Annotated in this window: 21 protein-coding genes; 14 read left to right on the forward strand and 7 right to left on the reverse strand. The window is 64.0% G+C overall.

Annotated features, from left to right (window positions below; all coding sequences use genetic code 11):
• The coding region (locus LPA36_RS16950) for a 4Fe-4S dicluster domain-containing protein (protein ID WP_141667388.1) at positions 1-105 on the forward strand (105 nt) is incomplete at its 5' end.
• Between the two features lie 105 nt (positions 106-210).
• Here the strand turns inward: LPA36_RS16950 and aroC are convergent.
• From aroC to LPA36_RS16965, 3 genes are all read right to left on the reverse strand, one after another.
• The gene (aroC, locus tag LPA36_RS16955) at positions 211-1,311 is read right to left on the reverse strand and encodes a chorismate synthase (protein WP_228878907.1); all 1,101 of its coding nucleotides are present in this window, start codon (positions 1,309-1,311) and stop codon (positions 211-213) included.
• A gap of 156 nt (positions 1,312-1,467) precedes the next feature.
• Positions 1,468-3,405 carry an MFS transporter gene (locus LPA36_RS16960; RefSeq protein ID WP_228878910.1) on the reverse strand — a complete coding sequence of 646 codons (1,938 nt, stop codon included), beginning with the start codon at positions 3,403-3,405 and terminating at the stop codon, positions 1,468-1,470.
• Between the two features lie 188 nt (positions 3,406-3,593).
• Positions 3,594-4,049 (reverse strand): CBS domain-containing protein, encoded by a 456-nt coding sequence (locus LPA36_RS16965; protein WP_228878916.1) that lies wholly within the window; start codon positions 4,047-4,049, stop codon positions 3,594-3,596.
• Positions 4,050-4,213: 164 nt separating this feature from the next.
• Between LPA36_RS16965 and LPA36_RS16970 the strand changes: the two genes are divergently transcribed.
• The 3 genes from LPA36_RS16970 (at position 4,214) to LPA36_RS16980 (ending at position 6,901) form a co-directional block, all read left to right on the forward strand.
• A complete protein-coding gene (locus LPA36_RS16970) occupies positions 4,214-5,584 on the forward strand; it encodes an O-acetylhomoserine aminocarboxypropyltransferase (RefSeq protein ID WP_228879712.1) in 1,371 nt (456 codons plus the stop codon).
• Positions 5,581-6,411 (forward strand): alpha/beta fold hydrolase, encoded by an 831-nt coding sequence (locus tag LPA36_RS16975; RefSeq protein ID WP_228878919.1) that lies wholly within the window; start codon positions 5,581-5,583, stop codon positions 6,409-6,411. The genes LPA36_RS16970 and LPA36_RS16975 overlap by 4 nt, the downstream gene beginning before the upstream one ends.
• 169 nt (positions 6,412-6,580) lie before the next feature.
• Positions 6,581-6,901 carry a DUF962 domain-containing protein gene (locus tag LPA36_RS16980; RefSeq protein ID WP_228878923.1) on the forward strand — a complete coding sequence of 107 codons (321 nt, stop codon included), beginning with the start codon at positions 6,581-6,583 and terminating at the stop codon, positions 6,899-6,901.
• Between the two features lie 54 nt (positions 6,902-6,955).
• Here LPA36_RS16980 and LPA36_RS16985 read toward each other — a convergent pair whose 3' ends face one another.
• Positions 6,956-8,257, reverse strand: coding sequence for a YihY family inner membrane protein (locus LPA36_RS16985; RefSeq protein ID WP_228879715.1), 1,302 nt, complete (start codon positions 8,255-8,257; stop codon positions 6,956-6,958).
• A 99-nt stretch (positions 8,258-8,356) separates the two neighbouring features.
• Between LPA36_RS16985 and wrbA the strand changes: the two genes are divergently transcribed.
• The 5 genes from wrbA to LPA36_RS17010 all read left to right on the forward strand — a co-directional run bounded on the left by wrbA (position 8,357) and on the right by LPA36_RS17010 (position 12,571).
• A complete protein-coding gene (wrbA, locus tag LPA36_RS16990; RefSeq protein ID WP_228878925.1) occupies positions 8,357-8,959 on the forward strand; it encodes an NAD(P)H:quinone oxidoreductase in 603 nt (200 codons plus the stop codon).
• Positions 8,956-9,387, forward strand: a complete 432-nt coding sequence (locus tag LPA36_RS16995) for a DUF2069 domain-containing protein (RefSeq protein ID WP_228878928.1) — start codon at positions 8,956-8,958, stop codon at positions 9,385-9,387. Before wrbA ends, LPA36_RS16995 begins: the two co-directional genes overlap by 4 nt.
• Before the next feature lie 123 nt (positions 9,388-9,510).
• Positions 9,511-10,950, forward strand: coding sequence for an FAD-binding oxidoreductase (locus LPA36_RS17000; RefSeq protein ID WP_228878930.1), 1,440 nt, complete (start codon positions 9,511-9,513; stop codon positions 10,948-10,950).
• A 37-nt stretch (positions 10,951-10,987) separates the two neighbouring features.
• Positions 10,988-11,824, forward strand: coding sequence for a metallophosphoesterase (locus LPA36_RS17005; protein ID WP_228878940.1), 837 nt, complete (start codon positions 10,988-10,990; stop codon positions 11,822-11,824).
• Positions 11,825-11,848: 24 nt separating this feature from the next.
• Positions 11,849-12,571 (forward strand): SOS response-associated peptidase, encoded by a 723-nt coding sequence (locus tag LPA36_RS17010; protein WP_228878942.1) that lies wholly within the window; start codon positions 11,849-11,851, stop codon positions 12,569-12,571.
• Positions 12,572-12,599: 28 nt separating this feature from the next.
• Here the strand turns inward: LPA36_RS17010 and LPA36_RS17015 are convergent, their stop codons facing one another.
• Positions 12,600-12,773: a hypothetical protein gene (locus LPA36_RS17015; protein ID WP_228878944.1), complete on the reverse strand. Its 174-nt coding sequence runs from the start codon at positions 12,771-12,773 to the stop codon at positions 12,600-12,602.
• A 189-nt stretch (positions 12,774-12,962) separates the two neighbouring features.
• Positions 12,963-13,901 carry a LysR family transcriptional regulator gene (locus LPA36_RS17020; RefSeq protein WP_228878946.1) on the reverse strand — a complete coding sequence of 313 codons (939 nt, stop codon included), beginning with the start codon at positions 13,899-13,901 and terminating at the stop codon, positions 12,963-12,965.
• Positions 13,902-14,055: 154 nt separating this feature from the next.
• Between LPA36_RS17020 and LPA36_RS17025 the strand changes: the two genes are divergently transcribed.
• From LPA36_RS17025 to LPA36_RS17040, 4 genes are read left to right on the forward strand one after another with little or no spacing between them, the layout of a single operon-like run.
• Complete coding sequence (locus LPA36_RS17025) at positions 14,056-15,651, forward strand: efflux transporter outer membrane subunit (protein ID WP_228878948.1); 1,596 nt, start codon at positions 14,056-14,058, stop codon at positions 15,649-15,651.
• 12 nt (positions 15,652-15,663) lie between these two features.
• On the forward strand, positions 15,664-17,871 hold the full coding sequence (locus LPA36_RS17030) for an FUSC family protein (protein ID WP_228878950.1): 2,208 nt from the start codon (positions 15,664-15,666) through the stop codon (positions 17,869-17,871).
• Complete coding sequence (locus tag LPA36_RS17035) at positions 17,861-18,061, forward strand: DUF1656 domain-containing protein (protein ID WP_228878952.1); 201 nt, start codon at positions 17,861-17,863, stop codon at positions 18,059-18,061. The genes LPA36_RS17030 and LPA36_RS17035 overlap by 11 nt, the downstream gene beginning before the upstream one ends.
• A 13-nt stretch (positions 18,062-18,074) precedes the next feature.
• Positions 18,075-18,935, forward strand: coding sequence for an efflux RND transporter periplasmic adaptor subunit (locus tag LPA36_RS17040; RefSeq protein WP_228879717.1), 861 nt, complete (start codon positions 18,075-18,077; stop codon positions 18,933-18,935).
• Between the two features lie 823 nt (positions 18,936-19,758).
• Here LPA36_RS17040 and LPA36_RS17045 read toward each other — a convergent pair.
• Complete coding sequence (locus LPA36_RS17045) at positions 19,759-21,426, reverse strand: methyl-accepting chemotaxis protein (RefSeq protein WP_228878961.1); 1,668 nt, start codon at positions 21,424-21,426, stop codon at positions 19,759-19,761.
• A 432-nt stretch (positions 21,427-21,858) separates the two neighbouring features.
• On the opposite strand from LPA36_RS17045, the gene LPA36_RS17050 reads away from it, so the two are divergent.
• Entirely contained in the window at positions 21,859-23,091 is a 1,233-nt protein-coding gene (locus LPA36_RS17050; protein WP_228878964.1) for an MFS transporter, read from the forward strand.
• Positions 23,092-23,261 lie beyond the last annotated feature (170 nt).

Here is a 23,261-nt window from a genome sequence, read left to right on the forward strand (position 1 = left end):
CAGAACTGCGTGCATTGCAAGACGTGCGACATCAAGGACCCGACGCAGAACATCGTCTGGGTCACGCCGGAAGGCGGCGGTGGGCCGAACTATCCGAACATGTGATCCGGCTTCGCCGTCATGCAGAAAGCCCCGCAGCGTGCGGGGCTTTTTTTGTCTGCGCCGTTCGCTTTACGAAAGCGCCAGATTCGGGCAGCTGACCTCAGCGCATCAAGGCGCGCTCGCTGCGATCTTCGGCGTGGCGACGACGACATCGCCGCATTGCCCGCGATGCCGCAGCGCGTGATCGATCATCACCAGCGCGAGCATCGCTTCGGCGATCGGCGTTGCGCGGATGCCGACGCACGGATCGTGGCGTCCGAACGTTTCGACGATGGCCGGTTGCCGTGCCTTGTCAATCGAGCGACGCGGTGTGCGAATACTCGATGTCGGCTTGATCGCGATCGAAACCGTCACATCCTGGCCGGTCGAAATACCGCCGAGCACGCCGCCCGCGTTATTGCCGACGAAGCCGTCCGGCGTCAGTTCGTCGCCGTGCACCGAGCCGCGTTGTGCGACGCTCGCGAAACCCGCGCCGATCTCCACGCCCTTCACCGCGTTGATGCCCATCATCGCGTGTGCAATGTCGGCGTCGAAACGGTCGAAGAGCGGCTCGCCAAGACCCACCGGCACGCCCGATGCCACCACGTTGATGCGCGCGCCGATCGAGTCGCCATCCTTGCGCAGCGCGTCCATATATTCTTCGAGCTGCGGGACGATGTCGGCGTTCGGCGCGAAGAACGGGTTCTCCCGCACATGCGACCAGTCGACGAACGGCACGTCGATCTCGCCCAGCGCGCTCATGTAGCCGCGAATTTCGGTACCAAACTTCTCGCGCAGCCATTTCTTCGCGACCGCACCCGCCGCGACCGTCGGCGCGGTCAGACGCGCCGACGAACGGCCGCCACCACGATAGTCGCGGATGCCGTATTTCTGCCAGTACGTGTAATCGGCGTGCCCTGGACGGAACGTGTCGACGATGTTGCCGTAATCCTTGCTGCGCTGGTCTGTGTTGCGGATCAGGAGCGCGATCGGTGCGCCGGTTGTCACGCCCTCGAAGACACCCGACAGGATCTCGACCTTGTCCTCTTCCTGGCGCTGCGTGACGTGACGCGACGTACCCGGCTTGCGGCGATCGAGTTCGAACTGGATGTCGGCTTCGGTCAGCGCCATCCCCGGCGGACAGCCATCGATGACACAGCCGATTGCAGGACCGTGCGATTCGCCAAAGGTCGTGACGGTGAAAAGCGTACCAAGGGTATTGCCGGACATGAGCGTCGTCCAAAGAAAGGCGGGGAAGCCGCTATTATGCCAGCCCGGCCGCGCGGACGCGCCCTCTGGCGTGTGGCGCGGGCGGCATGCCAACGCGTGAGCGCCTCGCGCAAAAACAGGATGATCGACAATCACCACGAGGCCGCCGCACGCTGGCTATTTCCGCGCGCCGCGCAATGCCGTCACGATCTGCTGCAAACCTTCCGGCGTAACGGTTGCCGGATCGAGCGGTTCACCGACTGCGAGCGTCAGACGGCTCATCACGCCTTTCCTGACTGGCCGCGGCATCAGTCCCGCCTCGTGCCGCGAAAACACGCTGCCCCATAGCCCGCGCAACGCCATCGGGATGACCGGAACCGGCGTGCGATGGATGATCTCGCTCACGCCGTGCCGGAACGGATTCACGTCGCCCGTGCGCGTCAGCTTGCCTTCCGGAAAAATACACACCAGATCGCCTTCGGCGAGCGCCTTTGCGCAGGCATCGTAGGCGCGCGTGAGCATCGCCGGGTTCTCGTGTGCAGGTGCGATCGGGATGGCCTTCGCTTGACGGAAAAGCCAGCCGGCAAGCGGCGAGCGGAAAATCCGGTAGTCCATCACGAAACGGATCGGCCGCGGGCTTTCGGCCATGATGACGACCGCGTCCACATAACTTACGTGATTGCACACGAGCACCGCGCCGCCCTCGTCCGGAATGCGCCCGGCGTGCACGAGGCGGATCCGGTAAAACGTATGCACCAGCAGCCACGCGGCGAAACGCAGCAGAAACTCCGGCACCAGCGAATAGATATACGTGGCGACGACGATGTTGAGTATCGCCGTCACGAGGAAGATGCCAGGAATGCTGACGCCCGCCGCGCTCAGCGCCACCGCCATCAGCGACGACACGATCATGAACAGCGAATTCAGGATGTTGTTTGCTGCGATGATGCGCGCGCGATGTCCGGGCTGGCTGCGGCTCTGGATCAATGCATAAAGCGGCACGCTGTAAAAGCCACCGAACATCGCGAGCAGAAACAGGTCCGCGAGAATGCGCCAGTGCGGCAGCACCGAGACAAACTCGCCGACAGTCAGAAGATGCGCGGCGGGCGGGATCGCATGGCTCGCAAAATAGAGGTCGATGGCAAACACGCTCATGCCGATCGAGCCAAGCGGCACGAGGCCGATCTCGATGCGGCGTTTCGACAGCCGCTCGCACAGTAACGAACCGACGCCGATACCGATCGAGAACGTACCGAGCAACACCGTGACGACATCCGGGTTCGCGGAGAGGACGTCTTTCGCGAAGCTGAAAAACGACGACAGGAACGTCGCGCCGACGAACCACAACCATGAAATGCCAAGCAGACTTAAGAACACGGTACGATCTTCGCGGGCAAGTTTCAGATTGCGCCACGTTTCGCTGACCGGATTCCAGTTGATGCGCAACTCCGGATGCGGCGCGGCCGACTCCGGCACGGCCGCCGATATGAGCCGTCCGACGAGCGCAATCGCCACGCATCCGCACGCCAGCACCACCGCGCCGTGTTCGACAAAACCCGCGGCCGCGCCGCCGATAATCGTTCCGGCCAGGATCGCGACGAACGTCCCCATCTCGACCATTCCGTTGCCGCCAACCAGTTCCGCTTTCGACAGATGTTGCGGCAGATACGCGTATTTCACCGGGCCGAACAATGTGGAGTGGACGCCCATCAGAAACGTGCAAACGTACAGCAGCGCCGCGCTGTGAAACACGAACCCGGCCCCGCCGATCAGCATCACGCCGATCTCGAATGTCTTCACGAAGCGCGTGAGCATGGCCTTGTCGTACTTGTCGGCGATCTGCCCGGAGGTGGCCGAAAACAGGACAAATGGCAGGATAAACACGGCCGAAATCAGGAACGCTGCCGTCTTCGCGTCGACGCCGGAGAAGCGCGCGGTCTGAAACGTCACCAGCGACGAGAAGCCGATCTTGAAGACGTTGTCGTTCATCGCCCCAAGAAACTGCGTCCAGAAAAACGGCGCAAAGCGGCGCTGCCGCAACAGGCAAAACTGCGATTCGTGCTCGCCGCCGGGACGACTGGCGCGACGGACTCCGGGTAACGGGCGATCGTTCATGAAAACGGTAGTGGAGACGTGAAGAAGCGAAGGCTTTAAACGCGGGCAACTGGCGGCCGCGCGGACACAAAAAAAGCGCACGCTTTCGCGCGCGCTTTCTGCTCAGGTTACATCGCCCGGATTACGCCGTTAAGGCAGCGACACATTGGACGCGGGCGCAGATCTGTACCGCCCGCTCCGGCGAACACTCAACGCGTCTGTTCCTGTTCCTGCTCGGGCCAGTCGCGGATATACGCCTTCAGCATGCGGTTTTCGAAACCCTGCTCTTCGACAACCGCCTTGGCGACGTCATAGAACGAGATCACACCCATCAGCGTGCGGCTTTCCATTACCGGCAGATAGCGAACGTGATGTTCGAGCATCATGCGACGGACTTCGTTCACATCCGTTTCCGGCGTGCAGGTGAGCGGATGGTCGTCCATGACCTTGCGGATCGTCGACGTGCCGACACTCCCGCCGTTCTCGCTCAGCGTCAGAATGATTTCGCGGAATGTGAGCATGCCGACGAGATCGCCGTATTCCATGACGACAAGCGAGCCAATATCGTGCTCGGCCATGGCGTTGACTGCTTCGCTCAGCGCGGTATCGGGCGTGACGGTGAAAAGCGTATTGCCCTTGACCTTGAGGATGTCGCTGACTCGCATGATTGTCTCCTGTAATGCCTTAAAGCCTGACTGACTTTCGATCCTAGCGGAAAGGGGTGCAAAAGGAAAGCGGGCAAACCGCATGCGGACGCGCCCCGCCCCCGGTGATACGATGGCCCCCACTTTCATCCTTCGCCGGGCCTTTCATGGCTCCGCCGCTCACGATGTCCGCCAACCGTTTCGACACGCTTGCGCTGCACGCCGGTGCTGCTCCCGACCCGACGACCGGCGCCCGCGCCACGCCGATCTACCAGACCACCTCGTTTTCGTTCCGCGATACCGACCACGCCGCATCGCTCTTCAACATGGAGCGCGCGGGCCACGTGTATTCGCGGATCTCGAATCCGACCGTCGCCGTTTTCGAAGAGCGCGTCGCCGCGCTGGAAAACGGCGCCGGCGCGATCGGGACGGCCAGCGGCCAGGCCGCCCTGCACCTTGCGATCGCCACGCTGATGGGCGCGGGATCCCATATCGTGGCCTCCAGTGCGCTATACGGCGGGTCGCACAATCTGCTGAACTACACGCTGCGGCGTTTCGGCATCGAGACGACGTTCGTCAAACCGGGCGACCTCGATGCCTGGCGCGCGGCGCTGCGCCCCAATACGCGGCTGCTGTTCGGCGAAACGCTCGGCAATCCCGGCCTCGACGTGCTGAATATCGCCGCGGTTGCTGACATCGCGCATACGCACCGCGTGCCCCTGCTCGTCGATTCGACGTTCACGACGCCATACCTCATGAAGCCGTTCGAGCTCGGCGCCGACCTCGTCTACCACTCGGCGACCAAGTTTCTTGGCGGACACGGCACGACGATCGGCGGCGTGCTGGTCGATGGCGGCACGTTCGACTTCGAGGCGTCCGGGCGCTTCCCCGAATTTACCGAGCCGTACGAAGGCTTTCACGGCATGGTGTTCGCCGAAGAGAGCACCGTCGCGCCGTTCCTGTTGCGGGCGCGCCGCGAGGGCTTGCGCGACTTCGGCGCGTGCCTGCATCCGCAGGCTGCCTGGCAGCTGCTCCAGGGCATCGAGACGCTGCCGCTGCGCATGGAGCGCCATGTCGCGAACACGCGCAAGGTGGTCGCGTTTCTGGCGGGCCATGCCGCGGTCGAATCCGTTGCCTATCCAGAGCTGGAAACGCACGCGGACTACGCGCTCGCGAAGCGTCTGTTGCCGCGCGGCGCAGGCGCGGTATTCAGCTTCAACCTGCATGGCGACCGCGCCGCCGGACGCCGTTTCATCGAAGCCCTCTCCCTGTTCTCGCACCTCGCGAACGTCGGCGATGCGCGCTCGCTCGTGATCCATCCGGCTTCGACGACGCATTTCCGCATGGACGCCACCGCGCTTGCCGCAGCCGGCATCGCCGAAGGCACGATCCGCCTGTCGATCGGCCTAGAGGATCCCGACGACCTGATCGACGACCTCAAGCGCGCCCTGAAGGCATCGCAGAAATCCGGCGGTGCAGGCGCCGCGAAAGTCGCTGCCGGCCCTGCGGCGACTACCACGGCAAAAGACGGTGGCCCGCGCAAGGAGTCCGCATGATTCTCGATGTTCACGGCCGCCCCGCGTACGCCTACACCGGCGGCAAGCCGTTCGATCCGGCGCTGCCGACCGCCGTGTTCATTCACGGCGCCGAACACGATCACAGTGTCTGGGCGCTGCAGACCCGATACTTCGCGCACCACGGATTCGGCGTGCTTGCGGTCGACCTGCCGGGCCATCACCGAAGCCGCGGGCCCGCGTTACGCGACATCGGCGCCATGGCCGACTGGCTGGCTGCGCTCCTCGACGCGGCGGGCGTCGCGCGTGCGTTCTGCGCCGGCCACAGCATGGGCTCACTCATCGCGCTCGATTTCGCCGCGCGCTACCCCGAGCGCGCGACCCATCTTGCACTGCTCGCCACCGCCGCGCCGATGACCGTCTCTGACGCCCTGCTCGATGCGGCGGCGAACCGCGAGCCCGAAGCCATCGCGATGGTCAACCAGTGGTCGCACTCGACCTTCGCCGCCAAGCCCTCCTGCCCCGGCCCGGGTTTCTGGCTGCACGGCATGAACCAGCGGCTGATGGAGCGCGTTGCCGCCACGGGCGAGCCGCGCCTCTTTCACACGGACTTCAGCGCCTGCAATGCCTGGACGGAAGGCATCGCGCGGGCCGCGCAGGTGCGGTGCCCCGTACGGCTGATCGTCGGCCAGCGTGACGCCATGACGCCACCACGCGCCGCGCGGCCGCTCGCCGACGCATTTGCGCGCGCCGGCGTCGCCATCGACACCGTGACGCTGGACGCAGGGCATGCGCTGATGACCGAGCAACCCGATGCGACGCTCGACGCCCTGTTCACGTTCGCGTCCCGCCCCACGACGAACGCCTGACACCGGCCGACAGCCATCACGATAGCGAATCGCACCGGCGCGCACCATCGGCCGGATGGCCAGGTTGCGCCCCTGATCCGATAGCAGGACAATGAATTCAGTTACCCGGCAGCACCTGCAAGGCGCTCGCGGCGTGTCCCGGCCGGCTATGGAAGAAACGGAGGCGACGATGGCGCATACCACTCATACCGATCACTTCGCGAGTTTTGCGGAGTTCTATCCGTTTTATCTCGAAGAGCATCGCAACCCGGTGTCGCGCCGGTTGCATTTCGTGGGGTCGCTGGGTGTGATCGGCTTTCTTGCGATGGCACTCGCCACCGGTGAGTGGCTATGGCTGCCCGCCGCGCTCGTCTGCGGTTACGGTTGCGCATGGACCGGACATTATTTCTTCGAAAAAAATCGCCCCGCCACTTTCCGGCATCCGGTTTACAGCCTGATGGGCGACTGGGTGATGTTCAGGGACATCTGCACCGGGAAAATCTCGATCTAGCGGTTTGGTGCAACACGCGGGCGGTGAACCGGGTGAGGCGGCAGAGGTATTAGACTACGCCGTCTGATGCGGCATGGCTGAGCGCTGACCGTCGGCCTCGGCGCCATCGGCGGCGCGTGCGGCGGCCCGCGCCAGCAACAGCGAAGCCAGCGAAATATCGAGCTTGTCGTTATCGAGCGCGGCAAGCAGCAATGCGCCGTCCACGCGCGTGGAAGCGAGATTCAGCTGGTATTCCAGTTCCGGACGGTCAATCACGAACATCGCAAACAGCTGCGCGACGGTGATCTGGTTCGGGTTTGCGAGAAGCAGGAAATGCGGCTGGGCACCGTTTTCCTCGAGGTGCGCAACCCACTCGCAGTTTTCGAGTTCGCGGGTGATACGGATCGTCGTATCCATATCGCGACGCAGCAGCCGCGCCAGTTGCTGGATCGTGTAACCCGGCTTGCCGGCTTCACGGGCCTCTGAAAGCCGCGCCAGCAGTTCGAGCCCGTCGAACAGGTCGCTGCCCGGAAACTGCGGCCGGTGAAACTGGCCGGTGCGGATAGCCGGCAACGCCGAGGCGATCATTGCGCCCGCGAGCGTGATGAACCAGCTGAGATACATCCAGAGCAGAAACATCGGTAGCGCGGCGAACGCGCCGTAGACGGCCGTGTAAGTCGGAATGCGCCGGATGTAATAACCGAAGCCGCGTTTGGCGAGCTCGAACGCGAGCGCGGCGCACAGGCCGCCGACCACCGCGTCGCGCCATTCGACCCGGCAGTTCGGCAGATAGACGTACAGCATCGTGAATGCGAGCCCGGTGAGCGGCAGCGCGGCGCCCGCCAGTGCCCATTCGATCACGCCCGGTACGTGCTGCGCGCCCGTGAACGCCATGGATTGCGTGAAGAGATAGGAGGAAATCGACAGGCTGAAGCCGATCAGCAGCGGACTCAGCGTGAGAATCGCCCAGTACACCAGCACACGCTGTGCGAAAGGTCGCGGTTTGCGCACGCGCCAGATCACATTGAATGCGGATTCGATCGTCATCATCGTCATGACCGACGTGAGGAACAGGACGATCATCCCCATTGTCGTCAGGCCTTTTGCCTTCGACGCGAATTCGTTCAACCAGTTGAAAATCTGGTTATTGATCTGCGCGGGCATCAGATGGTCGGCGAGGAAATCCTGCAGCGACATCTGGAACGACGAAAAAATCGGAAATGCGGTGAAGAGCGCGAACGCGACCGTCGCGAGCGGGACAATCGCGAGCATCGTCGTGAACGTGAGGCTGCCGGCCACCTGCGCAATACGGTCTTCGCTGCTGCGTTGCGCCGCAAACTGCGCAAGACGCCGGATCACGTCGAGATCGACACGCATTCTGGACAACAAAAGCACCTCCTTCGCCGCGTGAAACCGCCCGCTGCGCAACGTGCGCGCGGACCCAACCCCTATAATACCCGTTCACTGACGAGGCCTATGAAAGACATTCTTGTGCTCTATTACAGCCGTCACGGCGCCACGCGCGAGCTCGCGCTGGCGATCGCGCACGGCATCGACGGCGTGCCGGGCATGCAGGCACGCGTGCGTACCGTCCCGCCGGTTTCGACTGTCTGCGAGGCGACACAGCCCGATATTCCCGCCGAAGGGCCACCCTACGTCGAACTGCGCGATCTTGAGGAATGCGCCGGCCTCGCGCTCGGTTCGCCCACGCGCTTTGGCAACATGGCCGCTTCGCTCAAATATTTCCTCGATGGCACGACGCCGCAGTGGCTTTCCGGCGCGCTCGCGGGCAAGCCGGCCTGCGTGTTCACGTCGACGGGCAGCCTGCATGGCGGACAGGAAACCACACTGCTTTCCATGATGTTGCCGCTGCTCCATCACGGCATGATGATCCTCGGCATTCCCTACACCGAGAGCACACTCACCACGACGCAGACCGGCGGCACGCCCTATGGCGCATCGCATTTCGCGCGCGCGGGCTCAGCCGAACAGGGCATTTCGGCCGACGAAAAAACGCTCGCGATCGCGCTCGGCGTGCGCGTCGCACGCGCGGCTTCGATGATGAGCGGCCGGCCATGAACACACCGCATGTGCCACCCGCCAGCCCTACCCATGCAACGGCCCCGGCAGCGCCCGTTACCGCGCCGCGTGGCTTCGCGTATGGCGCCTCCGTGGCGCTGGTTGCGCTGATCGCGTTATCGATCGCGTGGGAATGGTGGCTCGCGCCGCTGCGTCCCGGCGGCTCGGCGCTCGTGCTGAAGGCCGTGCCGCTGTGTTTCGCGCTCGGCGGCGTGCTGCGCCATCGCGTGTACACGTTGCAATGGGCATCGATGCTGGTGTTGCTGTATCTCGCGGAAGGCATCGTGCGAGGCATGACCGATGCTGGCCTGAGCGCACGTCTTGGCTGGCTCGAAACGGCGCTCGCGGGTGTTTTCTTCGTCTGCGCGCTCGGCTACGTCGCGCCGTACAAACGCGCAGCCAAACGTGCGAAGAAAGCCGCCGCCTGAACGGCGACAGAACGCACGCAAAACACCCCGGCTGAGAAAGACGCGCGCGCCCGGCGCATGTACCCCGCAAGCACGACAGAAACGCCACGCATCGAAGCCCGCAATACACCCTGACCGACCATCATGAGCCATCCAGCTGAAGCTTCCCGCCATCACGCGTTCGTCGACGCATGCCGCACGGCCATTGGCGCAACCTACGTCCTGACGGACCCGCGCGACACCGCGCCGTTCACCACCGACTGGCGTCGCCGCTACAACGGCGCCACGCTCGCGGTGCTCTGCCCGTCGTCGGCACAGGAAGTGGCGGCGCTCGTGAGGCTCGCCGTCGAACACCGCGTCGTGATCGTCCCGCAGGGCGGCAACACCGGGCTCGCCGGTGGCGCCACGCCCGACGGCAGCGGCGAGCAGGCCGTGCTGAGCCTGAAGCGCCTGAACCGCGTGCGTGATGTCGATCCGCACAACAATACAATCACAGTCGAAGCGGGTGTCGTGCTCGCCGACGTCCAGGCGCGCGCGCAGGAAGCCGGGCGGCTCTTTCCGCTCAGCCTCGCGGCCGAAGGCAGCTGCACGATCGGCGGCAATCTCGCGACGAACGCGGGCGGCACCGGCGTCCTGCGTTACGGCAATACGCGCGAGCTATGTCTCGGTCTCGAAGTCGTCACGGCGCAAGGCGAACTGTGGGATGGCCTGCGCGGCCTGCGCAAGGACAACACCGGCTACGACCTGCGCGACCTGTTTATCGGTGCCGAAGGCACGCTCGGCATCATCACGGCCGCCGTCATGAAGCTGCATCCGCAACCCGCCGCGCGCGTCACGGCGCTCGCGGCGCTGGCGTCGCCCCACGCCGCGCTCGATTTTCTCGCACTTGCGCAGCGCTTTGCGGGGCCGCTCCTGACCGGCTTCGAACTGATGTCGGATTTCTGTCTGAAGCTCGTCGGCACGCATTTTCCGCAGATGCGCTATCCGTTCGCTGAATCGCACGCGCAGGCCGTGCTGCTCGAATTGTCCGACAGCGAGAGCGAGGAGCACGCACGTGCTCTCTTCGAGCGGCTGATGGAACATGCACTCGACGAAGGTCTCGTCGAGGATGCAGTCGTCGCGGAAAACATCGCGCAGTCGCGGGCGTTCTGGAACCTGCGCGAACACATTCCGCTTGCCCAGGCCGAGGAAGGTCTGAACATCAAGCACGATATCGCCGTGCCGATTTCACGCATCGGCCATTTCATCGACGAAACCGACGCCGCCATCGCGCAGCACGCGCCGGGCGCACGCATGGTGACGTTCGGCCATCTCGGCGATGGCAATCTGCACTACAACGTACAGGCGCCCGAAGGCGTCGACGCGAAGGCGTTTCTGAAGCAGTATCAGTCATCGATCAACCAGATCGTCTATGACAGCGTGCACCGTCATCGCGGCAGCATCAGCGCGGAACACGGCCTCGGGCAGCTGAAAATCGACGAGGCGATGCATTACAAGCAGCCCGTCGAGGTGCAGTTGATGCGCACCCTGAAGGCCGCGCTCGATCCGCTCAATCTGATGAATGCCGGCAAGGTGATACGCTGAGGTCCGGCGTATCGATCTCGAAGAAGGAGTGGTGGCCGTGAAGATCCGTGTTCTGTCCGATCTGCATCTCGAAAGCGACGAGCCCGAAGTGATCCCGCATGCGAACGCGGATCTCGTGGTGCTTGCCGGCGACATCCACAATCACGCGCTTGGCCTGCGCTGGGCGGCGGAAACGTTCGATGGCGCGGTGCCCGTCGTCTATGTGCCGGGCAATCACGAGTACTACGACGGTGAATTCGGTGCGCTGGAGTCGGCGATGCAGGACGCAGCGCACGCGCTCGACAACGTCCACTTCCTGAACAACGCGACGCTGGTCGACCCCGAGGGACGCTGGCGCGTGCTCGGCACCACGTTGTGGACCGACTTCACGCTCTACGGCGCGAGCGACGAAGCGCGCGCCACCTCGATTGCTGCGGCTGAGCGCGTGATGCTCGACTTCCGTGGACTGATCCAGCTCACCTGGCCGCACGCGGCAGAAGCCGGCCGCGACGAGGAAAGCAGCGTCGCCGAAGGTCCGCGCGACTTCACGCCTGCGGATTCCCTCGCGCTGCATAAGAGCGCGCGCGCCTGGCTCGAAGCGGAACTGGCGAAGCCGTTCGCGGGCAAGACGATCGTCGTCACCCACCACGCGCCGCACCGTCTCAGTCTTTCCGCCCGTTACGCGGACGACCTCGTGTCGGCGGGCTTCGTCAACGACCTGCCGGAACTCGTGCGGACGCCCGCCGCGCTGTGGATCCACGGCCACACGCACACCGCGTTCGACTACACCGTGAACGGCACGCGCGTGGTGTGCAATCCGCGTGGCTACATCGACCGCCGCACCCGCAAGCTCGAAAACCCCGATTTCGCGTGGGACAAGGTGGTGGAAATCTAGAGCCGCTGTCCCTTCGGAGGCCTCATGTGTAACCGGATCAGCCAGTACAGCCAGCCGCTTCGTTACGCAGGGCATCTCGGCCTCGCGAATCCGGTCATGCTTTTCGATGCCGCCGACCGGCGGCTGGGCTACAACGTCGGGCCCGGCATGCATCCGCTCGCGATCTATCCGGACGAGAGCATCCGCGCGATTCACTGGGGCTACCGGCCGCCGTGGGCCGTCGCAGAAAATCTGCCGCAGACCATCAACGCGCGCGCCGAAACGGCCGCGACCGCCCGCTATTTCCGCACGCTCTGGCGTACCGGCCGGGTGCTGGTGCCGGCCGACGGCTGGTTCGAATGGCGCGTCGAAGCCGCGACGGAAACCGGCGCGCCGGACACGTCACCCGCTTCGCGCGACATCAAGGAACGTCAGCCCTGGTACGTCCGGCTGAAGCGCGACGAGCCGATGTATATCGCGGCACTGTCGAGCGTGGGCGAAACGGGGCGTCAAACAGAAGGTATGGGGATGGTGCTCGTGACGGCTACCGCCGACGCGGGTCTCATCGACGTTCACGACCGCCGCCCGCTGGTGCTCGCGCCGCAGGCGGCGCGTCGCTGGCTCGATCCGTCGCTGCCGTTGCGGGAGCTCGAACTGCTGGCGCGAAAGGACTGCGTGCCGGCGAGCGAATTCGCGTGGTATCGCGTGGGCGGCGACGTCAACCGTCTGCTCGCCGACGAACCCGGCCTGATCGAAGCGCTGGCGTGACTGGACGTCACGCACGCCGGTCAACCGCTCAGCGGATATCCGGACTGCCGGAGCGAACTGAGCGCCCCGAACGAACAGGACGGGACACCCTGACTGGCACGAGTTCCGGTTGCGGGCGCAGCGTGCGCTGCAGATCGCGCCATGCGGCGATGCCGATCAGTCCGAGCATGACGGCAACGCCGACGAGCAGATGCATATCCATGGAGTCCCTCTTCGTCTGGTTCAGGTGAGGCGGTCAATTCACGTGCTGCGCGTACACGTCCAGTCGGTCAGCGCACCTGACACACGGTAGCAAATCCACTCGCCAGAGGAAGTAAGGAAATGTTGCGATGCGCCACGGGTGTAACAGCACGCAACACAGCCACGCGCACGGTCACGTCGGATCAGGCGATCACGTCCGCGCGAAACGGCGCAGTTCGGCCTGATCGGTGGCAAGCGTCGCAGGGAGTTCGTCACGCATGAATTCGACCCACGTACGGATTTTCGCGTCGAGATACTGGCGTGAAGCGTACAGCGCGTACACATTCATTTCCTGAGACGTGTATTCCGGCAGGATCCACACGAGGTCGCCACTGCGGAGGCCACTGATGGCCGAGTAGATTGGAATCAAACCGACGCCCATCCCTTCGCGCACCGCGACCGCCATCGCCTCGGCGACGTTCACCTGAAACGTCGCCGGACCGAGGAACACGGATTCCTGCCCGTTCGGACCATCGAAGATCCATTCGTCGGACGGAAAAACCGGCGTCACCATCTGCAGACAGCTGTGCCGCGCGAGATCGGCCGGCGCCTGCGGAATGCCGTTGCGCTCCAGATATGCCGGCGATGCGCATGCAATGCTGAACGCGCTGCCGAGGCGCTGTGAAACGAGGCCGGAATCCGGCAGACCGGTGGCGAGCGTGAGCGACACGTCGTAGCCTTCGTCGAGCAGATCCGGCATGCGCTGGGCGAGCGTCAGCTCGACGTGCACCTCCGGATATCGCTTCTGATAGCGGCCCACGGCAGGCACGACGTAGTGCTGGCCGAAGCTCGTCATCGCGTGTATTTTCAGCTTGCCGGACGGGCGCGCGTGCGCGTCGCTCGCCTCCGCTTCCGCCTGGTCGACGTACGCGAGAATCTCTTCGCAGCGCTGCAGGTAACGCTCGCCGGCTTCGGTCAGCGCGATGCGCCGCGTCGTGCGATTGAGCAGCCGCGTGCGCAGGTGCGCTTCCAGATCGGACACCGCACGGGAACAGTAGGCGGTCGTGGTATTGAGGTGCTGCGCGGCGCCCGTGAAGCTGCCTGCTTCCACGACCCGGACAAATACGCGCATGTTTTGAAGCGTATCCATATATCCTTCCTTTGACCCGGCCGATTGTTACATGAATCGCAAGAACGATTATCTCAATTCGCGTAAAGATCCCTTCCATTTTTACGGGTTATTCAGTAATCGCTGAAAAAATATAATGACGCACACTGTTCTATAGCCATTTAAGGAGCAAATCGTGCAGTCTCCGGTATCGAAATGGATCGTTGCGTTCGGCGTTCTTACGATCTCATTAATAATCACCGGCTGTGCCAATACCGGAGGCATCGCGCCGCAGGCGCAGGGCCTCGATTCATCCACGCTCGACGCCGGCGCGGCGATCCGCGCGGCCAACGCAGATGCGAAATGGCCCGACGCCGGGTGGTGGCGCGCCTATAACGATCCGCAGCTGAATGCCTGGATCGCCGCCGCACAGGAAGGCAATCCGACGCTCGCCGTCGCCGCGGCGCGGGTGCGCCAGGCCCGCTCGCTCGCGGGCGTGGTCGCCTCGGCGCTCTCGCCGCAGGTGAAGGGCGAACTGTCGATCCAGCGCCAGCACTGGCCGGACAACGTCTACTACGGTCCCGGCCCGCTCGCCGACCAGAACACCTGGAACAACACCGGCACGATCAGCCTCTCGTACAACCTCGACCTGTGGGGCCACAACCGCAACAACGCGGAGCGCGCGCTGGACATGGCGCACGCGTCGGCTGCCGACGCCCGCGCCGCCCAGCTCGAACTCGAAGCGAACGTCGTGCGCACGTACGTGCAGATGTCGATGAACTACGCGCTGCTCGACATCGCGAAATCGACAGTCGACCAGCAGCACCGCATCCTGGATCTCGCGACAAAGCGCCTGAAAGGCGGCCTCGGCACGCAGCTCGAAGTCAGCCAGGCGGAAACACCGCTGCCGGAATACGAACGCCAGATCGACGCCTACGAGGAAGCTATCGCACTCGGGCGCAACCAGCTCGCCGCGCTCGCGGGCAAGGGCCCGGGTGCGGGCGGGTCGATCACGCGCCCGACCATCGGGCTTGCCGCGCCGATCGGGCTGCCGTCGACGCTGCCGGCCGAACTCATCGGTCACCGGCCGGACGTCGTCGCCGCCCGCTGGACGGTGGCGGCACAGGCACGCGGCATCGACGTCGCGAAGTCCGATTTCTATCCGAACATCAACCTGCTCGCTTCGGTCGGCGGCTTTGCGGCGGCGGGCCCGATGTTCCAGTTCCTGCATGCCGCCAACGGCGGATGGACGGCCGGCCCCGCGCTCTCGCTGCCGATCTTCGAGGGTGGCCGGCTGCGCGCGCAACTCGGTGCGGCGTCCGCCGGCTATGACGTCGCGGTCGACCAGTACAACCAGACGATCGTGAGCGCGCTCAAGGATATCGCCGACCAGATCGTGCGCATGAAGTCGCTCGAGACGCAGTCGAAGGACGCACAGCGCTCCGTCGATGCAGCGCGCCGCAACTACCAGCTGTCGGCGGAAGGGTACCGGCGCGGCCTGACCGACTACCTGAACGTGCTCATCGCGCAGACGCAACTGCTGCGCGCACAGGAAGGCGTCGCGCGCGTGCAGGCCGAACGGATCGGCGTGCAGGCTTCGCTCGTGACGGCGCTCGGCGGCGGCGTCATCGAACCGGAAGACGGCCCCGATACCGCCGAGACGCTGCCCGCCCACGGACGCGGCAAGAAGGCGCCGGCACCCGCGCCGGCACCCGCTACGCCGGTGGCCTCGACGACGCCCGGCGCGACCGCCGCTGCGATGCGGCCTGTCAGCACGACTTCATCGAAGTAAGCGCGGCCCGACATGTCCACGCCTCTTTCCTCCGCCCCGCCGCCGTCACCGCTCACCACGTTCTACGCGGCCGCTGCCGACTGGGCCCGCACCGACGGCCGCACCTGGATCTACATGTTCAAGGCGATCGCCGCAGCGCTGCTCGCGCTCGGCATTGCGATGAAGCTCGACCTGCCCCAGCCGCGCACCGCGATGACGACCGTGTTCGTCGTGATGCAGCCGCAAAGCGGGATGGTGCTCGCGAAGAGCTTCTACCGGATCTGCGGCACGCTCGTCGGGTTGATCGTGATGCTCGCGCTGCTCGGGCTTTTTGCGCAGCAGCCGGAGCTCTTCATCATCACGACTGCGATCTGGGTCGGCATCTGCACGGCCGGTGCCGCGCGCAACCGCAATTTCCGCTCGTATGGTTTCGTGCTTGCGGGCTATACGGCCGCGCTGATCGGCATTCCGGCTTCACAGCATCCGGACGGCGCGTTCCTTTCGGCGCTCACGCGGGTGGCCGAAGTCTCGCTTGGCATCCTGTGCTCGGGCGCCGTCAGCGCGCTCGTGTTTCCGCAGCACGCAGGCGAACAGATGCGCACCACCGTACGCGCACGCTTTAGCTCCTTTGTCGAATACGTGTCCGGTTCGCTGTCCGGCCGCGTGCCGCGCGAGCAGATCGAGGCGACGAACGCGCGCTTCGTCGCCGATATCGTCGGCTTCGAGGCGACGCGGAGTGTCGCCGTATTCGAAAGCCCGGAATCGCGCATGAAAAGCGGACGTCTGTCGCGGCTGAACAGCGAGTTCATGACCGCGTCGACGCGTTTTCACGCGCTGCATCAGTTGATGAACCGTCTGCACAAGACGGCTGCCGCCGAAACCATCGCGGCGCTCGAACCGTACTTCAAGGAAATCGCGCCGCTGCTCGCGAAATCGAGCACGGGCGAGCCGGTGCTGACCGCAGCCGACGCCGCTTCGGCCGCCGCGCAACTCGAAGCGTACAAGGCCGCGTTGCCGAGGCGCGTTCGCGCGACGCGCGCGGAACTCGAGACGAATCCCGCGTGTCCGCTACTCGACTTCGATACCGCGAGCGAACTGCTGTATCGCTTCGTCGACGATCTGCATGCGTACGCGGCCACGTACGCATCGCTGGCCGTCGACACGCATGAACGCGAACGGTGGATCGAGCGCTACGAGCCGAAGACGAACCCGATCGCGGCGGGTGTGGCCGGCCTGCGCGCCGTCGTCGTCATGCTGGTGCTGGGCGCGTTCTGGATCGCAACCGCGTGGCCGAGCGGCACGACGCTCGTGCTGAACGCAGCGGCGATCTGTGCGCTCGCTTCGTCGTCGCCGTATCCGACGCGTACCGCGTTCCAGATGGCGGGGGGCACCGTGCTCTCGTCGCTGATGGGCATGATCGTGACGTTCGGCATCTATCCGCACATCGACGGATTTCCCCTCCTCGCGCTCGCGCTCACGCCGTTCCTGCTACTGGGCGTGTTCATGACGACGCGGCCGAAACTGGCCGGGTATGGCATCGGCTACTGCATCTTCTTCTGTTTTCTGGCGGGGCCGGACAACCTCGTCCACTACGACCCGACGAGCTTCATGAACGATGCGCTTGCGCTCGTAATGTCGATGCTGGTGTCGGCGATTGCGTTCGCGGTGCTGCTCCCGCCTTCGACGCCGTGGCTGCGCAACCGGCTTTTTCACGACCTGCGCCGCCAGGTCGTGCTGAGCTGTCACGGACGGCTCGCGCGGCTGCGCTCGCGCTTCGAAAGCGGCGCGCGGGACCTGATGTTCCAGATCAACGCGCTGGCCGAAGGCGAGCCGGAACTGAAGCTGAATACGTTGCGCTGGCTCTTCGCGGTGCTGGAAGTGGGCAACGCGGTCATCGACGTACGCAACGAACTCGCGACGCTGCCCGCCGATCCGCGTTACGCCGGATCGACACCATGGCGCGTCGCAATCCGCACGATGCGCGAAACGCTCGCGGCGCTTTTCGACAGGCCACGCGCCGGCCGGATGGACGAGGCGCTCCTCGCCACCGCCGATGCCATCGCAGCGACGCAACAGGTACTCGCGACATTTACGCCGCCCCGCGAAGAGCGCCACCAGTTGCAGCGGATTCTGAGCCACCTGCATTTCATCCGTACCGCGCTGCTCGATCCGCAATCGCCGCTTGAGGCACTGGTCGGCGGCCGCGGCGAGGAGCTTGAGGGAGAACGCCATGCCACGTGAGATTGCCGTCCTTGACGCCTACATGCCGGCCATCGTGCTGCTGTTCATTGCCGGTGCTGCGCTCACGTGGGTGCTGGATCGCGTGATTGCCTGGACGGGCTTGTACAGGATCGTCTGGCATCCGTCCTTATTCAGGGCGAGCCTGCTCGTCTGTGTGTGCGGGGTGCTTGGCCTCGCCGTTTATCGTTGATCAGAGTCGAAACATGACCATCCGGAAAATCATTGGCTTTATCGCGACGCTTGCGATCTTTGCAATCGCGATCTTTATTGGCCGCGCGCTGTGGGTTCACTACATGGACGAACCATGGACCCGCGACGGCCGCGTGCGCGCCGAAGTGATCAACATCGCGCCGGACGTATCGGGCGCGGTGGTGGAACTGCCTGTGCACGACAACGAGCTCGTGAAAAAGGGCGACCTGCTGATGCAGATCGATCCGTCGCATTACCAGATCGCGGTCGAGCAGGCGCAGGCAGCGGTGGCCGCGCGCAAGGCGGAATTGCAGGCACGCCGCGACGACGCGCAGCGGCGGGCGGACATAGACAGTCTCGTGGTATCGAAGGAGAGCCGCGAAAACGCGTCACATTCCGCGCAGGCTGCCGAGGCGCAGTATCAGCAGGCGATTGCCGCGCTGGATGCGGCGAAGTTGAACCTGGCGCGCACGCGGGTTGTGGCGCCGGTGGATGGGTATGTGACGAACCTGTCGGTGTATCGCGGTGACTACGCGACGGCGGGCGTGGCGAAGCTTGCGATTGTCGATAGTCATTCGTTCTGGGTGTATGGGTATTTCGAAGAGACGAAGCTGCCGAGGGTTCGGATCGGCGACAAGGCTGAAATTCGTTTGATGAGTGGTGGAGTGTTGCAGGGGCACGTCGAAAGCATTTCCCGCGGGATTTATGATCGTGACAATCCGCAGAGCCGGGAGTTGCTTGCCGATGTGAATCCGACTTTCAACTGGGTGCGGCTGGCACAGCGCGTGCCTGTGAGGATCCGGATTGATCAGGTGCCGGAGGGGGTTGTGCTTTCTGCCGGGATTACTTGTACTGTTGTTGTTACGCCTGGTTAAGGGGTTGGGTTCTTCGTGCCGAAGGTGGTTCTTTGCTTTGGCCTTTGCTTTGGCCTTTCCTTGAAGTCACGTCGGTCTATTAGCGTTGCCCCTGTGCGGGGCGGCACCTACTTTTCTTTGTCTTCCAAAGAAAAGTAGGCAAAAGAAAGGCGCTTCGAAAACTCACTTCTTCGAGGTGTGTCATTTTCGGGGAATGGCAATCCGTGAGGTGCCGCCCTCGCGCGTCACCCCGCGCGGGTCCGCGCACGATCTGATCCCCCACACAGCATCGCCCGTGACACAGGGCTCATTCATCCCGCTTCGCACTTCGTGCGTCGCGGCGCGGCCGCTCGGAGCAGCATGCGCAGGGCCGCGGATCATTGCGATCGCAGCGACGGGTCCGGGTGCAAAGCAAGTGCGTTGTGGGTGAGCGAGAGCTGGCGGCGGGATTATGCCGGTCGGCGACGCGCGTAGCGCGGAGTCGGGTGGATGACGGCCTTGTCACGGGGGTGGAATGCGCGCGGGCTGGGATCGCGCGGGGACCGATACGGTCTGAAGTGTGGGGGCGACACTTCATGGGTTGCCATTCACCGCGAGTGACACACCAGGAAAAGATGAGTTTTCGAAGCGCCTTTCTTTTGCTTACTTTTCTTTGGAAGACAAAGAAAAGTAAGTGCCGCCCCGCACAGGGGCGACCCCAATAGACCAATACGAATTCAAGGAAAGGCCAAAGCAAGAGCCCCTATCGGCACGAAGAAAGCAAATGCCGCCCCGCAAAAGGGGCAACACCAATAGACCGATGCGAATTCAAGGAAAGACCAAAGCAAACCCCAACAAAAGAAATTCAGACCGCCAGCCGGAACTTCCCAACCATACCTTTCAGCGCCCTGGCCTGATCATCAAGCGACCTGGCAGCAGCAGTAGCCTGCTCGACCAGAGCAGCATTCTGCTGGGTCCCCGAATCCATCTGCGTCACAGCATCATTGATCTCTTCAATGCCAGAACTCTGTTCAGCCGACGCAGCCGAAATCTCCCCCATGATGTCCGTCACGCGCTTCACGGCCTTCACCACTTCGTCCATCGTCTGGCCTGCATCCTGCGCAAGCGTCGACCCGTTCCCGACGCGCTCGACCGAAGCATTGATCAGCGTCTTGATCTCCTTCGCAGCCGCAGCGGAACGCCCCGCCAGATTCCGCACCTCGCCCGCAACAACCGAAAACCCACGCCCGTCCTCACCCGCCCGCGCCGCCTCGACCGCGGCGTTCAGCGCCAGAATGTTCGTCTGGAACGCAATGCCCTCGATCACGCCAATGATGTCGGCAATGCTGCGCGCGCTGTCGTTGATCGCATTCATCGTCGCAACGACGCGCCCCACCACCTCGCCACCCTTCTCCGCAATTTCCGACGCGTTGTTCGCGAGCGCACTCGCCTGCTTCGCGTTGTCCGCGTTCTGACGAACCGTCGACGTCAACTGCTCCATGCTGCTCGCCGTGCGCTCCAGCGCCACAGCCTGCTGCTCGGTGCGACGCGACAGGTCGAGATTGCCCATCGAAATCTCACCCGACGCCGATGCGATCGCCTCAGCGCTCGCCGCAATGTCGGCCACCGTCGCCGACAACCCGGTCTGCATGTCGCGCAGCGCGGACAGCATGCTCGATGTGTCCTTGCGACCCAGCTCGATATGGTTCGACAGATCGCCCGCCGCAATGCGGCTCGCGATTTCCTTGGCATAAACCGGCTCGCCCCCGAGCTGGCGCGCAAGCCGCCGCACCACCCATTCGCTCACGAAGAAAGCGAGCACCATCAGCGCAATCGTCATCACGGCCATCATCACGAACGACGAGCGGTAAATGAATGCAGATGCGTCGATGGTCGCCTTCGCCGCGGTGCCGCGCTGGGCCACGAGTTCGTCGACGCGCTTTTCGAGCTTGCCGGTCTCGACCAGTAGCGACACGTCCTGCGTGCCCACCTGCCAGTTCATCTGCGAAAGATCGAGCGGCTGCGCCTTCACGAGCGTCACGAACGCACGCAGGTTGCCGCTCCAGGTTGTCACGGCAGCGGCAAACTGCTTCTGCTGCTCAACCGCCGCGCTGTCAGACGGATCGACGTACTGCTGCAGCGTATTCAGTTCGGTGGTGAGCGACGCAAGACCCGTCTCGATGTCGTTGCCGAGTTCGTCGCGCTCCTTGCCGGTAGTCGCGGTCAGCAACATTTTTTGCGCGCGGCTTGCACGCAGCACGTAACCGCGCGCTTCCTCGGCGGCCCGGCTCGCGACGTGGCCCTGATCGTAGATCGAACGCGTCGAGCCATTCAGACGGCTGATCTGCGCCAGCGAAAACACGCCGATCGCCATCGTGCCAACCAGCAACAGCGCAAACGCCAGCCGAAGCGTGGCTTTCACCGAAAGCCCGGAGAGACGGCCCGCGCGCCGGCCGCTGTTCGCCTTGAAACCTGCGCCCGACTTCGGATCTCCCTGCACGCCCGGTTGCTTGCCCAGCGAAATTGCTTTCATTCTTTCTTTCCCCCGCTTCCGAATCCTGGCTGCTGAAAAGGTCAGTTCCGGCATTCCTGCTTATCTATCCGGGTCTACGGCAACATCCGCTGCGATCTTTAACGTCGCTCGCGGCGCGCCGCCCCTCGCCGCGCCGCCTTTTGAGCCGCGCGTCTGCACAGGTTTATACACGGCCAATAAGTCCGCCGGAAGCATTTACCGAGGGAAAAGCCCACTATCCGGGACACTTTTGCACCGCTTTGGAGCGATTTTTCGCTTCACCACTGTCCGATTCGCGACAAAAGTTGGCCGGACAATTCTTACAAGCCAAACTACACTGTGCGGACTAACAGATAAAAACCGGCAAATAAATGCTGATGGCTGCGTCCTGATGTCGCGGCGCAATGCATCGCCGGCCGCACGACAATTTTTTTCAGCCCCTTTTCGATATTTATGGAAACGAGCCTCGACAAACGCACCCTGGGCGCCGCGCCGCCCGCTGCCGCCAGCCCGCAGCGCACGGTTTACTCCGTGCTCGGCGCAATCAGCTTCACGCACATGCTCAACGACATGATCCAGTCGTTGATCCTCGCCATCTACCCGATGCTGAAGGACAACTTCTCGCTGTCGTTCGGGCAGATCGGGCTTATCACGCTCGTCTACCAGATCACCGCTTCGCTGCTGCAGCCGCTTGTCGGCAGCTATACGGACAAGCATCCGAAGCCGTACTCGCTGCCGGTCGGCATGGGCTTCACGCTGTCGGGCCTGCTCCTGATGTCGGTCGCGCCGAACTTCGGCGTACTGCTGGTGGCGGCGGCGCTGGTCGGCTGCGGGTCGTCGGTGTTTCACCCGGAGTCGTCGCGGGTTGCGCGCATGGCTTCTGGCGGCAAACATGGCATGGCGCAGTCGCTGTTTCAGGTCGGCGGAAATGCCGGTTCGTCGCTCGGGCCGCTGCTCGCCGCGCTCATCGTGATTCCGCACGGACAGCGCAGCATCGCGTGGTTCTCGGTGGCCGCGCTCGTCGCGATCGTCGTGCTGACGCAGATCGGCCGCTGGTACAAACACCATCCGGCCACGAAGAAGGCGCGCGGCGCGCAGGTTGGCCATCCGACGCTCTCGCGCAGCAAGGTGCTCGTCGCAATGGGCGTACTCGTGCTGCTCGTGTTCTCGAAGTACTTCTATCTCGCGAGTATCAACAGCTATTTCACGTTCTACCTGATCGATCGCTTCCATCTGCCCATCCAGGCCGCGCAGATCCACCTGTTCGTGTTCCTCGCGGCTGTCGCTGCCGGCACGATGATTGGCGGCCCGATCGGCGATCGCATCGGACGCAAGTACGTGATCTGGGTGTCGATTCTCGGCGTGACGCCGTTCACGCTGCTGCTGCCGTACGCAAACCTCTTCTGGACCGGCGTGCTGACCGTCGTGATCGGTGTGGTGCTTGCGTCGGCGTTCTCGGCGATCCTCGTGTATGCGCAGGAACTGATTCCAGGCAAGGTCGGCATGGTCGCGGGGCTCTTCTTCGGTCTCGCGTTCGGCCTCGGTGGCGTCGGCGCGGCCGTGCTCGGCCAACTGGCCGACGCGACGAGCATCGCGTACGTCTACAAGGTCTGCTCGTTCCTGCCGCTCATCGGCGTGCTGACGGTGTTCCTGCCCGACCTTGAACGCAGGAAGGTCAAGGCCTGAGCGCATTGCGCCCGATTCGCCTGCTGTCTTCCGGGGCGCCGCATCTGCGGCGCCCTTTTCTTTTGCGGACCGCCGGTCGCACCCGCAGTCGCGGCACAAGATGCAGGCAAGTCATGGTGAACCCGCGTTGTTCGACGGTGCTACGCTGCTCTATGCTGTGCGCACGCACT

The sequence above is a fragment of the Paraburkholderia saeva genome (assembly GCF_907164555.1).
Classification (GTDB): Bacteria; Pseudomonadota; Gammaproteobacteria; order Burkholderiales; family Burkholderiaceae; genus Paraburkholderia; species Paraburkholderia saeva.